Below are 13,772 nucleotides of genomic sequence, written 5' to 3'. Positions count from 1 at the left end.
TGGCTATTCACCTTGCAGCAGGCGGGCCAGCTCGCCGTCGACGTCGACCTTGCCGGTGTCGACCGCGATCTCGATCCAGTCGAGCGTGGCCCGGACGCGGGCGACGTTCTCGTGGACCAGGACCTTCTCGTCGTTGCTGAGCTGGCGGTCTCGCAGGCCGGGGACAACCCGTCCCGAGGCGGCGACGAACGCGTGGCAGGCGGTGACCAGGTCGAGGAACTCGACCGACCGGTCGATGTTGCGGACCGTCTCGGCGGCGGGGCTGGTGTCCTCGAAGTGCTCGCGGGCCTGGCGGCCGCGCTCGACCTGGGCGTGGTTGACCTGGTGGCGGGCGGTGTCGTCCGACATCGCCTTGAACGCGACGTCGGGCCTGCGGAGCAGGCCGGTGGTGACCTCGGCCGCGACCTGTTCGTCCAAGGTGAGTTCCTCGACCACCCGGACGCGGTCGGCCTGCTTGACCTGGGCGACCACCGCCGGGCGCCGCAACAGGTCGCCGGTCACCGTCGCGGCGACACCCTCGTCGCGGGTCAGTTCGCCAACAGCCCGGACCTTGTCCTCCTTCCTGACCTGGGCGACCACGGTCGGCCGCCGCAGCAAGTCGCCGGTGACGGTGGCTGCGACCTCCTCATCAGCCGCCAGGCTGTGGATCGCGAGACCTTCTCCTGCAGGGTGACCGGCTTGACGACCTGACGGCCTGCCCGTCGGTTGGCCTCGTCCGGAGTCCACCGGGACTTACCCTTCGGCGGGGTCAGGATCGTCGCGAACCGCTCCTCCTCGTCGGTGATGCCGGCGAAGATGCGGTGGACGGTGAAGGACACCCCAGCGACCCGGCGGTCCTTCGGCCACTTCGAGGCGGTCCAGCGGTTGCCCGACAGTGACTTGCAGGAGACGCCGATGTCCTCGGCAAGCCGGAACAGTGAATCTTTGACCGTGAACAGGCCGTCGGTCCGTTCCTGGCCGCCGGCCTCGCGCATCGGCTCGACTTCGAGGGCATAGTCACCGATCGTGAACTGGATGCGGGTGGCAGTCTCCACCAGCTTCCGCAGTTCAGCCACGATCTCCGCATAACGGGCTTCCTGATCGCCGAGGGGGTGGTCGACGACATCAGCCACGAGGGCCTGCGCATCCTGCTCCGCGAGGAGGGCGTCTCCTTTCAACGCCTGAAGACCTGGAAGACCTCACGCGATCCGGACTACGCGGCCAAGAAAGCGCGGGTCGAGCACCTGTACGCGATCGCCGACGGCGAGGTCATACCTGAGGAAGACGAACCCGAAGTCATCTTCTGCATGGACGAGTTCGGGCCGCTCAACCTGATGCCCCACCCGGGTCGGCAGTGGGCCGAGCACGGCGGCAAGCGCAAGGATCCCGATCGCGAACCGCGCCGGCGGCGGCGAGCGACCTACAACCGTTACGGCGGGGTACGGCACCTGTTCGCCGCTCTGGATCTGTCCAAGGACAAGCTCTACAGCCACATCAAACCGGTCAAGCGGCGCACCCAGTTCCTGGAGTTCTGCCGCTACCTGCGCAGCCTCTACCCGGCCGACGTCAGGATCGCGATCGTGGCCGACAACTTCTCCCCGCACCTGACCACGAAGAGGTGTCAACGGGTCGGCATCTGGGCTGCCGCGAACAACGTCGAGATCGCCTACACACCGACCAACAGCTCCTGGCTCAACCGCATCGAGGCCCAGTTCACGGCCCTGCGCTACTTCACCCTGGACGGCACGGACCACGCCGGCCACAAGGAACAGGGCAGCATGATCCGCCGCTACATCATCTGGCGAAACCGCCATGCCGACGACCAGCACCTACAAGCCGTCGTCGACAGGGCAAACGTTGCCTGACGCGGCACTAGCGTCGGAATCGGCGGCACGTTCGAAGACGCCGGATCGAACACCATCCCCGAGCCGAAGGACCAGCGGGCCAAACGACAACGCCGCGGCAGCGAGGGCGCCGACCCACCGGCTTCGACAACGAGATCTACAGACGCCGCAATGAAGTCGAGCGGACGATCAACAGGCTCAAGAACTCCCGGGTCGTCGCCATCCGCTACGACAAGCGGGTCTACGTCTTCCACGGCACCGTCGCCACCGCCGCGATCCGCTTGTGGCTTCGGCCGTGATCCGTCGACATCCTTCAGGCGCCTGAGGGGTCGGCGTAGTCCCGGTTTCGGCGGAGCGGCAGCAGTTGGCTGAGAGCGATGAGGAGGAGCCCCGCGAACAGGAAGGCGTTTCCGCCGAAGAAACGGACATCCCAGGAAACGCTCGGCAAGATTCCAAAGTAGAGGAGGCTCTGCAGAAGCGCGGACGCGCCCGTGAGCAGGGCACCGAGGCCGTGGAGCCTCGGCCTGGTGACGTGGCGACGCGCCGTGGGCAGGATCCACCCCGCCCGCAGTGTCACGATTCCCACGGCGATCGCCAGCAGCCCCAAGAACCCGCCTGCCCCTACTACCCATGCCATGGTGTCGCTCCGCTCCGACCGCTAACAGGCCAGAAACGCGAGTTACAGCCCGGCCCGAAGATGCCCACATGGTTGCAGCACCTGGTGGTGCCGGACCATGCCGGTACCAGGCAGTCTCCGCGCTTCAGCACTGCCGTATACGCGCCGACCCGTCAAGATCCGCCGGACAGTGCCTGGTCGAGGTCGAGCGAGCAAGGCCGCCGACGCGTCCGGCTAGCGCTGACGACCCCACTTCCCCAACCGGCACGGCGCTGACGGCGGTCGGTGGTTCGCCACGCCCAGCCGAGACATCCGACCGCGCTGCGGAGCGGACGATGTCACCCAGTCGGCGATCGGTGGCCGAGGTCGGAAGATCAGCGATGCTGATCGCGGACCGGACCGGACCGGGAGCGCCCGGCCGATGCCGGGACAGGGCGCGAGTGCGGCGGCAGTGCTCAGACGCTGTCCGGCGGTGCCGCGGTCAGCAGTGGGCGCAGCGGGCCTTCCTTCAGCCGGGTGGCGAGCGAGCTCTCCTTGCGCCGCACGGTCCGGGTGGCAAGGAGCGCGACGAGGGCGCCGACGACGAATCCGATCAGCACGTCGTGCGGGTAATGCACGCCCACCCACACCCTGGATGCTCCCATCAGGACCGCCGCGGTCAGGGCGATGAGGCCCAGCCGACGCGATACGAGAAGCAGCGCGACGGCTGCTGCGGCGGCGAGGGCGGCGTGGTTGCTGGGGAAGGACCAGTCGCCGGGCGCTGGACACGCCTCGAGGGTGACCGTGTGGAACTGCCGGCAGGGCCGGTCCTCGTGGACGGTCAGTTTCAGAAGGGAGTCGACGCCGAAGGCGAGAAGGGTGACCAGTGGGACGGCCAGTGCGGTGACCGCTCCCGGGGCCTCCGCGCGGCGGGTCTGCCACCAGGCGAGGAACATCAGCACTGCGAACACCGCCAGTCCGTAGGACGACCAGTCGGTGATCAGACTGTCGAGCCAGCCGGGCGCCCGGTGGGCGAGGCTGACGATGTCGAGGTAGGCGGGGCCGTCGATGGCCGAGCCGTCGTACGCGAGATTCATCAGTGGGCCTCGGTCCTGTGCTTGGTGGCCCGACGGGAGCGGAGCAGTTCGACTGCCAGTGGCAGCAGGGACACGACCACGATCAGGGCGATGATCGGCAGCAGGTAGTGGTCGACGTCGGGGATGGAGGAGCCGAGGGCGTATCCGCCGAGCACCAGGCCCGCCGTCCAGAACAGGCCGCCGACGGCCTGCCAGAGGGTGAAGGTCCGGGCGGGGATGTTCAGGGCTCCGGCGAGCGGGTTCAGGACCGTGCGCACCACGGGGACGAAGCGCGCCAGCACGATCGCCTTGGCGTGGCCGTAGCGCTTCAGGAGTTCCTCGGCGCGTTCGGCACCCTGGTGCAGGCGCTTGTTCCTGCTCCGGGAGAGGACCGCTCCACCCGCCCGGCGCCCGATGAGGTATCCCACGTGCGCGCCGGCCAGTGCTCCGGCAACCGAGGCGGCCAGGACCCAGGGCAGCGACAGCGTCGCAGCCTTGTCCGCACTGCCCGCGCACAGCAGGCCCGCGCTGAACAGCAGGGAGTCGCCGGGCAGGAAGAAGCCGACCAGCAGCCCGGTCTCGGCGAACATCACGACCGCGATGCCCAGGACACCGAAGGTCGCCAGCAACGACTGGGCGTCGAGGAGGTTCACCGCGAGTGGAGTTGCGGCAAGGTCGGATACGGCCATGGGTGGGTGGCCTTTCACTGAATGCGGGCAGGGGCAGCCGGAGGGAACGACCGGTCGACTACAATCACGTAGACGGTCTACTGCACTGTAGACGATTGCCGAGTGGAGGAACGCGATGACGTCAGGCGCTGTCGAGCGCAGAGCGGCAGGGGAGCTGGAGGCGAGCGTGCTCGCCGTGCTGTGGGCTGCGGACGGCCCCCGCACCGCCGCGCAGGTACAGCGCAGCCTGACGGTGGAGCTGGCCCGCACGACCGTGACGACGATCCTGTCCCGCCTCTTCGAGAAAAGGGCGGTCGGCCGAGAACGCTCCGGACGCGGATTCGCCTACTTCCCCGTCCAGGACGCCCACGGCCTGACCGCCCGGCGTATGCACCACGAGCTCGACAAGGACGACGACCGGCAGACCGTGCTGGCCCGGTTCGTCTCCGACCTGGACCCCGAGGACGAACGCATACTGCGCGACCTCCTGGACGGCGGTGGCGGTCGGTGATCAGCGTCCTGATCGTGCCGCTGTTGACGCCGTTCGCGGCGCCGGGGCTCGTGCGATGGGCTGCTCCCCACCTGCGGCCTGCGCTCTCGATGTGGGTGCTGACCGCGACAGCATGTGTGCTGGCGGGCGGCTGGCTGGCGGCGCTGGGCGGTCTGCTCCTCGCCGGCGTACTCACCGTGAGTGCCCTGGCCCGCCTCGGGCACCTGGTCCACCCCCTGCACGTCGCGCCCGCCGTCGTCGCCTACCCGGTCACTGCCCTCGCCCTCGGCGCACTGTCCGTCTGTGCCTTCGCCGTGACCCGGTCGACGCTGCGTCAGCTCGGTCAATACCGCAACGCACACGCGCAGTTGCGATACGCACCCTCCGCGGGAGACCTCAGCATCCTGGATCACCCCGAAGCCGACGCCTACGCCCTTCCCGGGAACCCGGGACGCATCGTGGTGACCTCCGGCATGCTGCGCACCCTCGACGGATCCGAGCGAGAGGCCCTGTTCGCCCACGAACGGGCCCACCTGGCGGGCCGCCACCACTACTTCCTCACCGCCGCAGACCTCGCTGCCCGCTGCCATCCCGCCTTGAACGGGCTGCGCGACGCCATCGGCCTGGCCGTGGAACGCGTCGCCGACGAGGCCGCCGCGCGTGTGGTCGGCGACCGCAACCTGACGGCCCGCGCCATCGGCCGCGCAGCCCTCGCCCGGAACACCGCTGCGACCGGCCGCCCTCCCTTCGCCGCAGGAGCCTCCGGCGGCCCCGTACCTCAGCGCGTCAAAGCCCTCCTCAAGCCACCGACCACCCCTCAACGACTTGCGGTCGCCGCGGTGACCTTGCTGCTCGCATACGCGGCCGCGACGACCGCGGGGGCCGCAGCCGGGCTCGTGGACCTGCATCACAACGTGGAGATCGCCCAGGGCGAAGTGCGGGACCACTGACCGGGCAGGGGCCGCCGAACCGGCCTGGGCGCCGCGGGAGCTGGTCGAGGCTCATTCGACGGCTCAACTGCGTCGTGCCCTGTGTCCGGCCGTGCGCCGCCCGTGGTGTTCTTCCCTCCAATCTGGCCCACCTCTCGACCGCGCTTCCCCGTGTCCGCGGCGGGGCTCCTCCTCCACCTGGCCGCCCGAGGCGGGCTCCACGATCCCGATGTGCGGGGTTGCCGATGCCGTTACGGCGTACGGGCGGCTCCAGTAGCCGCAGCAGGTGATCGGCGGGTGCCTGTGCCATGGGCGTACGGCACCGGAAGTGGACCAAGTCGGGCCGCCGGGCCAGAGTTGTCGCGACCGCCGCGCGTCACGCGGCTCTCCAGCGGCAGAGAGCCGGTGACGGCCGGCTTGTCGTATCGCGTGCCCCGGAGACGGCATCGGCCATCGTCTCCGGCAGGTCGGCCGAGCAGGTCTGAATCCTGGCCGCCGCCGGCATCGACGCGTGGGGCGGCAGGACCCTTATGCGCAGCTCCAACTCCTTCCCGCGATGTGCTCATGACTCGCTCGCCCGAGAAAAGCCGGTTGTGGGGTGATCACGCCGACGTCTGACGTTCACCGTTATCGGCGTGTAGCTCAGCAGTAGAGCACCGGGCTCTGGACCCGGAGGGCGCAGGGGCGGAACCTGCCACGTCGGCTTATGAACGACAACGCTGAGCAGCAGCCTCTCGCGGCCCTGTCCTATCCGGAGGGCCAACTGGCCAAGGCCTTCGTGACCGCGTTGACCCATGAAGATGCCGGTACCCGGGGTCGCGCCGAGGTGCGTGGACAGCGATGGCGGGAGGTTCTGGCAGCCGTGGCCGCAGGCCGGCTCTCGGTCGGCTCGCGCACGCCCGTGGCCGGACTCCCGTCGTGGGTCACTCCTGAGGTGATGCGGGGCGGCTTCGCCACCGGGACCGCGAGCGCGGGCGGCCCGCTCCGGACTCACGAGATCGAAGCCGCGCGGAGTTTCGGGGTGCCCGCCGAGCGGCGTGCGCTCTTCGCCCACTGCCTCACCGAGCCCGGACTCGCCTGGTTGTGGGCCCGGTTGGACAACGGCCGCTACGAGATCGGCGTGCCCGAGGAGGCCGCGCTACTCACCATGGCCTGGCTGGTGCGCCATGGCCAGAACAGAGCGGCACTCGACCTCGTGGCGGAGCTGGAACCCCTCGCCGACCGGCTGCGATTCCTGCCCCGCCCCGCCGACGGGTTCACACCGGACGCCGACGCGGCCGTCCATCGGCACACCGCCTCCCACGCTGTCGACACCTTGGAACGACGACGCCCCAACCCGGCCGTCGAGACCCAGCGCGAGGCGCAGCGCCTGCGGTCATGTCCCGTGAACCAATCCCACTCAGCGGCGTCCTGGTATCCAGCGCGGGCAGCGAGCAGAAAGCGGTACGTTTTCCGGAGTCACACCTCGTACTGTCCGATTTCGACGAAGTGGCGCAGCGCCTCCCGGGAACCGTCCTCCAGCACGGCGATCGCCGCCGCACGCAGGGCTTCGCCGGTCCCAGGGGCGCTCAGGATCGTGAACACCGTTACGCGGTCGTCCACCTCCTGCGCGTCCCAGCGCCCGGACTCCAGGAAGTGCCTCAGCGCCTCGGGTGTATCGGCTTCGAGTGCCTTCACGGCCGCGTCGTGAACCGTCCGGCCCGTGTTTGGGTCACCCAGGACCGTGAACACCGCTACGCGGTCGTCCGTCACCTGAGCGATCCCGCGTCCGGTCTTCAGGAAGTACCGCAGCGCCTCGGCCGTATCGGTCTCCAGCGCCTTCACGGCCTCCTCGCGCACGGTGGGTCCCGTGTCAGGGTCACCCAGGACCGTGAACACCTCGACACGGAGCTCGGTCAGCGGCATGGAGTCGTACGGAGAGCCCGTGCCGGTGGCCTTCGCCACCGATTCGGTGACAGGCGAGGAGACCGGACCTGCGGCGAACGCGGGAGTGCCGAGCAGAAGGGCCGGAGCAAGGGCTCCTGCGGTTACGGCCAACGCCGCGCGGGTCAGTCTCATGGGAATCACACCTCGGGTCCAGGAGCGGTCGAAGAATCCTGAGGCCGGGGCGGCGCCGCAGGCATCCTGAATGAGCAGCAGGTCCTGGGCGGGGCCACGGCCCTGGGTGGCCGTAGCGTCCCACCTACGGGGCCCCGGACGCTTTGCCCGCTCTGAGCAGTCTTCACCGTGCCCACGTTGCCGACATGGCACACCTACCGAGGGACGGCACCGGGGCAGGACCGCTGCGGCCTTCAGGAGCACCTCCATCCGTTTCAGGACGCAGCAGGGCCACCGGCGTCGTGCACCGTACTGATGGCCACGGACCACGAGGTCGACAAGCGCTACGGCCACCGGGTCAACAGGACGCGCCGTCTACGCGGCCCAGAAGCACCAGCAACACGCCAGGACCGTGCTTGACATGATCAGCAGACCGGACCGGCGAACACTCAGGCTTGGTTCGCCTTCCGGAGCGCGGGCGGTGCGGGCCATGCGGCGGGCGAGCAGGGGGCCAGGCCCGGGCGCCGACGAGGAGGCCGCTCTCCCGGTCGTCGATGTGCAGGACCTCCGGGAGTGGCAGGGCCTCGGTCAGCGGACCCCACATGGCCTTGATATCCGCGCTGGCCGGGGTCCACGAACCAGCCCGCTCCCCCGCCCTCGGCGCCGAGACAGGCGCCGAGGCAGGCGCGGGTGCGGGTGCGGGTGCGGGTGCGGTGGTGCTGGTGACCGAACGGGGCGGGGAACACGGGGCGCTGCGGAAGCTGGTGCGGCCCTTGGGGACGGTGGCGTAGCGCCGGCTGCTGGGACGGAGGCCGGAGCCGACGGCGCGGCGGCGGCGATGGTGACGGCGGCTTCGCGCAGGAGCACCGCGGAGTCGGCGACGGCGCGTGTCTGCGCGCGGTGCTCGGCCGCCTCGTGCCAGCGGCGGGACACCTCGACCGCCTCGACGAGCGCGAGCAGCAGCTGCAGGACGACGGGCGCGCCTCCGCCTGCGCATGCGCATGCGGTGCGGGGGGCTGCAGGGCGCGGGCGGAGGCCCGCTAGGCCGTGTCTTGGAAGTAGTGCACGATGGAGTCGACTGCGTACCCGTTGAAGGAAGCCTGGTGGTTGGCCCCGCGCTCAAGGACGCCCTGTGCCTTCTCCGCTCAGTGAAGTCGCAGAAGCCGTCCGATGGAGATTTCGTCGAGTTCGCTGACTGGAGAGAGAGGATCGCTGGGGCCTTGGACGCGTTGGCCTGTGTGCTGAACTTCGAGGAGGACCGGGATAGAGCCAGGGCGGAGGCTGCGGCGGCACGGGAACAGGCCACAGATGTTCGACGCGCGGTGCGATCGGGGTCAGTTAGCGCTGATGCGGGCGGCCAACCAGATCGTGAGGTCGCGGGCGATCTGATCGATGCTCGTCTCGGTGACGACATCGTGTTCGCGGCGGGTGGTGTCGCGGCGGACGACCTCGTAGCCGCCTTCGTCCAGGACGGTGACCGAGGTGAACCAGGCCGGATCGTCTTCGTCGGGCTGGATGACAACGAAGGTGTTGTCCGAGCTGTTGAGGTCGTCGATCAGCATGAACAGTGCGTCTTCGGACGGGTCCTCGATGTGGTCGCCGCTCTCGCTCTCGGCCCGGTAGTACGCAGATCCCATCAGCTCCGTCTCCTCACAGCCTGCTGACCTGATCCCGGCCAGGATGACTCGCGGGGCTGACACTTCAGGCAGGTCACAGCCATTCGTTGATCGCGGCGATGGCGAATCCCCATGTGAGCGACCCAGTTCGAGACGTCGTTCGAGTCCGGAAGAAAAAGAACAAGCTAGGGGCGCGCTGCTTCCCGCACCATGGCGGCGAAGTCGTGGTGCGGCTCGAGGTCGTCACCGTCGCCGGGCCACCACACATACGCGGTCCACTCGCCGTTATCCCCGATGCTGTCGGCGTGCAGCAGCCAGTAGCAGCCGCTACCGCCGTCGTCGTCGCCGACCAGCAGGCATCGCCTGAGTACGGTGAGCTGCTCCTCGAAGCTGTCGAGGTCCGACCACGCTTCGAACAGGTCGGCGTCAAGGTCGGCAAACCAGCCGATTGCGCCGACCTGGAACAGGTTGACAAACCCGATGTCTTCCCAGCCGTCGCTGACCTGGAGGAAGTTTCGGTACGAGGGAGGAAACCTCACCCCGAGCCGCTCCTCGGCGGCCACGATCGCTTGCTCGCCCGCCGGTTCGGCACCGGCCCACCCGGCCTCCAGCCGCTCCTTACTGATGACCTGCCGATGCTCCTCGATGGCCTCACGGACGTCGTCCGAGTTGATGTGCCTGGCGTTGTAGTCGCTGAGGAACGCGCGCCATTCCGCGACCGTCATGAGTGAAAGGGTCGTCATACCTGAACTCCGGTGATTCGTACGGTGGGTCTCGGACAGCCTCACACGACCCACTGACAATCGAAGCGTGTGCTGGCCCGGCAGCGACCTGGCCCTTGAAGCCGCGGCTCGGGACGCGGCGCGGCCTCGGCGGATCCTGCGGCGGGTACGTCTTGGCTTGCAGCGATCGCCCCGCACGGCGCGGCCTGTTGGCAGACGCTTCACGGGTCAGCCGGGAAGTCGCGAGGAGCTGGCTCTACTGCTCGACACAGCTCCGACCACGATCCGCCGGACAGAATCTAGCCCTCGGACATGACCGACCACGAGTGGGCGCCGATCGAACCTCTGCTCCCGCTGCCCGCGAGTGAGACCGTCCGGGGAGGCCGGCCGGAGGAACATCCCTGCCGCGAGGTCGTCGACGCGATCCGCTACGTCGTGGACACCGGCTGCAAATGGAGAGCCCTACCAGGAGGGTCCTGGATTGCTTCGTCCGCTTTCGGCAGCAGCGTCTATCCGGCCCGTCGGACACCGCCTGGGTTCGAGGGCGTGGTGGCCGCTCCCTGCGACCGGAGAACCTCAGCCTTCCCCTCTGGCGTCCGTATCACCCGCTGAGGTGAATCGTTTGATCATGTACACCCCGCCCAACCGATCATGAGGCCGAGTTTCGTGAAGATCAGCACCACGTACAGGGCCGCCCTGTCCATCCTTGCGCCCACGCAGGCGCTCGCCGCCGAAGCGCCGGCATGCACCACGGAGAACATCACTTGCCTCGACTCACAGGACAAGCCGGAGGACTCCGAAGCCAAGGTCGCCTCCGCCCAGCGGGCGTACGACCGGGCCAGGGACGACCGGGCGGCGTTCGGACAGGTGAGGAGTACCGCAAACGACCTGTTCAACGCCTTCGAGAAAATGGAGACGGGGAACGACCGTTCTCAGAATGGGGGTGGTGAAGGCGGCACTAGACGTGTACGAAGCGGCTAAACGCCTCGACGCGGCCGCTACTGCTGACGCAGCGGTGGCCGAGGCTGACGCGGGCCAGAAGGCGCTCGACTCCATGACCGAGGGGGACACGCTGGAGCCGGCAGAAGGACGTCGTGCGGAGGTCGCAAGCCGCCTGATCAGGCAGTTGCGGACGGATGCGGAGAGGGTCCGGAAGGCGACCACCGCCAAGGATGTCGAGGCCCGCAAGACCGACCTCGACACTGCCGTCTCCGAGAAGGCGGATGCCGACAAGGGCGTCCGGCCGGCCCGTGACGCGTACCGGGACTGCCTGGCCAAGGCCAACGGGTGAGATACCCAGAGCCCGGCGGCTTCGCCTCCGAGCGCGGGAGCAAGGCCGCCGGGCTCGTCCTTCTGCACAACGGTCATACAGAGCGCGCAGCCACCCCACGGAACTGACCAACGGTGCCGCTACGAGCGTCATCGGAACCACCCTGAACTTCAGGAACACTCACTACGAGGATCACGACGTCGTGGAGTTCCTGCGGCGGGCCGGACTACCGGACGCGGAGCAGCTGCTGGGTCAGCCGGAGTGGGTGTAGTGGCGGGGCTGACGTGCTCATACGTACGTGGCGGCGTGGGCCGTGACGGGGTGCGGCCGGCGGTGTCGGTTCGGCCCCGCAGACCGGTATCCGGCCTGCACACCTTGCACGGCTCGATGTCCGGTTCCGCCAGGGCGACCATCGCGTCTTCCCGGGATATGAGCCCGATCTGGTCCGGGTAGGTGGCGCAGCCGCCTCGGTGCAGCAGTGCCACCGACGAGGGGCGCTGCGGCTGGATCTTCCACAACGTCTCTGCACGGGCCCGCTCCCGGCGCACCTGTTCCTGGGCTTCCTGGATCTCCAGTTCGCGGATGCGACGTTCGGTCTGACCTGTCTCCCAGCGCATCCAGTCCAGGAGGACCCTGTTCTTCTCCAGGTAACTGATGGTGCCGGGCTGCCATCGGCCATGGCTACGCTTCGGGGCCGGCTGCGTCGTGGGCGTGCTTGAGGGCGCTGCGGGCTTCCACGCGGTCGGGGCCGAAGCGGTCGCGCGGGCCGCGGCCGGTGTGGCCAGGAAGTGACACATCACGGCGGAGTCTAAGGTCCCGGTGAAGACCATGATGTGCATGCGGCCCTTCGTGCTGATCGCCGACATGTGTTCACCGAGAACCGGTTGCCGGAACGCCGCACGATCGAGGTGCGCCCCTTCTCGCCCCAGGTACGGCCGGTGACCTGATCGGAACGGATGCCGACCTGGTCGGCGAAGAGGATCTCGCCACCCTCGGCCTTCGCCTTCGCCCGGATCGCGGGTCACGTCTGCTCGTGCCAGCGGGCCACCGCCTCCGGGTCCTGTTCCACCGCCCGCTTGTCGGGCCGCTGGAAAGAGAGCCCCCACCGCTTCAGATACTTGCCCACCCCGGGCACGGTCAGTCGCAACCGGTAGAGCTTCGCGATCAGGTCACCGACCAGACGACGTGTCGACGTCGACCAGGACGGTCCCGTAGTGGCGGCCTCTGCGGGTCGCGTACTCATCGACGCCGACCACCCTCGGGGCCGGTAGTTCCGGTTCGGGCAGCGCATCGACCAGTCGCAGCATCGTGCTGCGACTGACGGACACCTCGAAGACACCCGCCATCCCTGCGCCCGCCTGGCCTGCCAGGGCCAGGCCGACCGCCGCCAATGTCGAGCGCAGACGCTCGGTCCACCGGCCGTACCTCCGAGTCAGTCCGGCACCTGCTCAACAAACGTGCGCCGCGGGCACAAAGCGACCCGGCAGGCGAACCGGCGGACCCGCAGACAAAGCAGCACCCGCAGCCCTCCACTGGGCATATCCGCCGGAAACCGCAGGTAGGAGCTGTGAACCCGGCTTGACCAGCTCTCACACCCCGGACATGCCCAACCGGATGCCGTGCTGCGAGCCTCAGTCCGCACCGTCTCGTCGTCCACGTCCACCGCCCCCACCGACACGTCGGCGATCGACGGGAACAGCAACTCCTCCAGCCGGAGGACCACGTCTCCCACGGCCCCGAACTGTCAGCCAGCCGAGATCGCCACTGATCTTTTTCAGGCAACTTCCCGAAGGCCAACACCAGGAAGAACCGTCACTCAGCTTGCACAGGTCACGAAACTTGTGTCAGAGCCCGAGAATGGACGGCAGATGTTCACCTGGCCGCGGTGGCGCTCTGGACGCAGTCGCGGAGCAGAGCGCGGCGCTGGTCATGTACGTCATCGGGCTCTTGGCTGCTGGCCGCATATACGTTGCTGACCGGTGACCAGGCCATGGACATGGCAATGACCATGGCCATGATGTCGAACGGGTCACCTGCGCGGACCCGCCCGGCGTCCTGGGCTTCGGCGATGGCCCTGAGCTTGCGGTCGTCGTAGTGCTGGTGGGTCTCGACGAGGTGCCCGCCAGGACGGCGCTCCAGCCGTGTCCAGGTCGCCAGCCGGATGAGGTCGGGGCGGCGCAGGTATTCGTCGTAGAGACGAACGGCCCAGTCGGCGAGATCGTCGGCGTCGATGGGCACGACGTTGGTGATGCGCTCCAGCGAGCTGAGGAAGATCGCGTCGAAGAGTCGTTCCTTGTCGCCGAAGTAGGCGTAGAGCTGTGCCTTGTTGGTGCGCGCTGCCGTCACGATGCGTTCGATGCGCGCCCCGGCGATGCCGTGCTGGGCGAACTCTTCGGTGGCGGCGTCCAGGATGCGCTGGTAGGTCGCGGCGCCTCGCGAGGTCTGGGGCTGTTCCGGCATGCCCGCACTGTACCAAACAGAACAGTTGGTTTGCCTTGAGGGCGGGGTCGCACTTATGTTGCAACAGACAGAACAGTCTGTTTAAG

General features: G+C 68.6%; 15 protein-coding genes, 1 tRNA gene and 6 pseudogenes. 10 read left to right on the top strand and 12 right to left on the bottom strand.

What is annotated here, in order from left to right; genetic code table 11:
- Positions 1-3: 3 nt before the first annotated feature.
- The gene (locus tag AB0I83_RS27085; RefSeq protein WP_363306474.1) at positions 4-597 is read right to left on the bottom strand and encodes a DUF6192 family protein; all 594 of its coding nucleotides are present in this window, start codon (positions 595-597) and stop codon (positions 4-6) included.
- Complete coding sequence (locus AB0I83_RS27080; RefSeq protein WP_363306494.1) at positions 528-974, bottom strand: DUF6192 family protein; 447 nt, start codon at positions 972-974, stop codon at positions 528-530. Before AB0I83_RS27080 ends, AB0I83_RS27085 begins: the two co-directional genes overlap by 70 nt.
- A gap of 99 nt (positions 975-1,073) precedes the next feature.
- Between AB0I83_RS27080 and AB0I83_RS27075 the strand changes: the two are divergent.
- Both AB0I83_RS27075 and AB0I83_RS27070 read left to right on the top strand, forming a co-directional pair.
- Positions 1,074-1,844 (top strand): annotated as a pseudogene (locus AB0I83_RS27075) (transposase); the annotation flags it as partial.
- 23 nt (positions 1,845-1,867) lie between these two features.
- Positions 1,868-2,122, top strand: a pseudogene (locus AB0I83_RS27070) (transposase); the annotation flags it as partial.
- 14 nt (positions 2,123-2,136) lie between these two features.
- On the opposite strand, the gene AB0I83_RS27065 reads toward AB0I83_RS27070, so the two are convergent.
- From AB0I83_RS27065 to AB0I83_RS27055, 3 genes are all read right to left on the bottom strand, one after another.
- Positions 2,137-2,460, bottom strand: coding sequence for a hypothetical protein (locus AB0I83_RS27065; protein WP_363306473.1), 324 nt, complete (start codon positions 2,458-2,460; stop codon positions 2,137-2,139).
- A gap of 434 nt (positions 2,461-2,894) precedes the next feature.
- A complete protein-coding gene (locus AB0I83_RS27060; RefSeq protein WP_363306472.1) occupies positions 2,895-3,515 on the bottom strand; it encodes a phosphatase PAP2 family protein in 621 nt (206 codons plus the stop codon).
- Complete coding sequence (locus AB0I83_RS27055) at positions 3,515-4,183, bottom strand: DedA family protein (protein ID WP_363306471.1); 669 nt, start codon at positions 4,181-4,183, stop codon at positions 3,515-3,517. Before AB0I83_RS27055 ends, AB0I83_RS27060 begins: the two co-directional genes overlap by 1 nt.
- Positions 4,184-4,298: 115 nt before the next feature.
- Here AB0I83_RS27055 and AB0I83_RS27050 point away from each other — a divergent pair, with 115 nt between their 5' ends.
- The 4 genes and pseudogenes from AB0I83_RS27050 to AB0I83_RS27035 all read left to right on the top strand — a co-directional run.
- Positions 4,299-4,673, top strand: coding sequence for a BlaI/MecI/CopY family transcriptional regulator (locus tag AB0I83_RS27050; protein ID WP_356537866.1), 375 nt, complete (start codon positions 4,299-4,301; stop codon positions 4,671-4,673).
- Complete coding sequence (locus tag AB0I83_RS27045; protein WP_356843154.1) at positions 4,670-5,602, top strand: M56 family metallopeptidase; 933 nt, start codon at positions 4,670-4,672, stop codon at positions 5,600-5,602. The genes AB0I83_RS27050 and AB0I83_RS27045 overlap by 4 nt, the downstream gene beginning before the upstream one ends.
- A 610-nt stretch (positions 5,603-6,212) precedes the next feature.
- Positions 6,213-6,284, top strand: a tRNA-Gln gene (locus AB0I83_RS27040).
- A 3-nt stretch (positions 6,285-6,287) separates the two neighbouring features.
- Positions 6,288-6,944 (top strand): annotated as a pseudogene (locus AB0I83_RS27035) (hypothetical protein); the annotation flags it as partial.
- A gap of 95 nt (positions 6,945-7,039) precedes the next feature.
- Here the strand turns inward: AB0I83_RS27035 and AB0I83_RS27030 are convergent.
- Entirely contained in the window at positions 7,040-7,639 is a 600-nt protein-coding gene (locus AB0I83_RS27030; protein WP_356843152.1) for an ALF repeat-containing protein, read from the bottom strand.
- Positions 7,640-8,220: 581 nt separating this feature from the next.
- Between AB0I83_RS27030 and AB0I83_RS27025 the strand changes: the two genes are divergently transcribed.
- On the top strand, positions 8,221-8,409 hold the full coding sequence (locus tag AB0I83_RS27025) for a hypothetical protein (RefSeq protein ID WP_363306469.1): 189 nt from the start codon (positions 8,221-8,223) through the stop codon (positions 8,407-8,409).
- Positions 8,410-8,952: 543 nt separating this feature from the next.
- Here AB0I83_RS27025 and AB0I83_RS27020 read toward each other — a convergent pair.
- Both AB0I83_RS27020 and AB0I83_RS27015 read right to left on the bottom strand, forming a co-directional pair.
- Positions 8,953-9,255 carry a hypothetical protein gene (locus AB0I83_RS27020; RefSeq protein WP_363306468.1) on the bottom strand — a complete coding sequence of 101 codons (303 nt, stop codon included), beginning with the start codon at positions 9,253-9,255 and terminating at the stop codon, positions 8,953-8,955.
- Positions 9,256-9,419: 164 nt separating this feature from the next.
- Positions 9,420-9,959 (bottom strand): SMI1/KNR4 family protein, encoded by a 540-nt coding sequence (locus tag AB0I83_RS27015; protein WP_363306466.1) that lies wholly within the window; start codon positions 9,957-9,959, stop codon positions 9,420-9,422.
- A 309-nt stretch (positions 9,960-10,268) separates the two neighbouring features.
- Here AB0I83_RS27015 and AB0I83_RS27010 point away from each other — a divergent pair.
- The 3 genes and pseudogenes from AB0I83_RS27010 to AB0I83_RS27000 all read left to right on the top strand — a co-directional run.
- Positions 10,269-10,424: pseudogene (locus tag AB0I83_RS27010) on the top strand (transposase); the annotation flags it as partial.
- Positions 10,425-10,622: 198 nt separating this feature from the next.
- Entirely contained in the window at positions 10,623-10,937 is a 315-nt protein-coding gene (locus tag AB0I83_RS27005; RefSeq protein WP_363306465.1) for a hypothetical protein, read from the top strand.
- The gene (locus AB0I83_RS27000; protein ID WP_363306464.1) at positions 10,903-11,247 is read left to right on the top strand and encodes a hypothetical protein; all 345 of its coding nucleotides are present in this window, start codon (positions 10,903-10,905) and stop codon (positions 11,245-11,247) included. The genes AB0I83_RS27005 and AB0I83_RS27000 overlap by 35 nt, the downstream gene beginning before the upstream one ends.
- Positions 11,248-11,633: 386 nt before the next feature.
- Here AB0I83_RS27000 and AB0I83_RS26995 read toward each other — a convergent pair.
- From AB0I83_RS26995 to AB0I83_RS26980, 4 genes and pseudogenes are all read right to left on the bottom strand, one after another.
- Positions 11,634-11,843: pseudogene (locus AB0I83_RS26995) on the bottom strand (hypothetical protein); the annotation flags it as partial.
- A 162-nt stretch (positions 11,844-12,005) separates the two neighbouring features.
- Positions 12,006-12,415 (bottom strand): annotated as a pseudogene (locus AB0I83_RS26990) (winged helix-turn-helix domain-containing protein); the annotation flags it as partial.
- 243 nt (positions 12,416-12,658) lie between these two features.
- Positions 12,659-12,868, bottom strand: coding sequence for a transposase family protein (locus tag AB0I83_RS26985; RefSeq protein WP_363306493.1), 210 nt, complete (start codon positions 12,866-12,868; stop codon positions 12,659-12,661).
- 230 nt (positions 12,869-13,098) lie between these two features.
- Positions 13,099-13,686 (bottom strand): TetR family transcriptional regulator, encoded by a 588-nt coding sequence (locus AB0I83_RS26980; RefSeq protein WP_363306463.1) that lies wholly within the window; start codon positions 13,684-13,686, stop codon positions 13,099-13,101.
- Positions 13,687-13,772: the final 86 nt, after the last annotated feature.

Source organism: Streptomyces sp. NPDC049970 (assembly GCF_040660235.1).
Taxonomy (GTDB): domain Bacteria; phylum Actinomycetota; class Actinomycetes; order Streptomycetales; family Streptomycetaceae; genus Streptomyces.
Note: the sequence above shows the minus strand (reverse complement) of the source record. Positions and strands in the feature narration are given on the sequence as shown.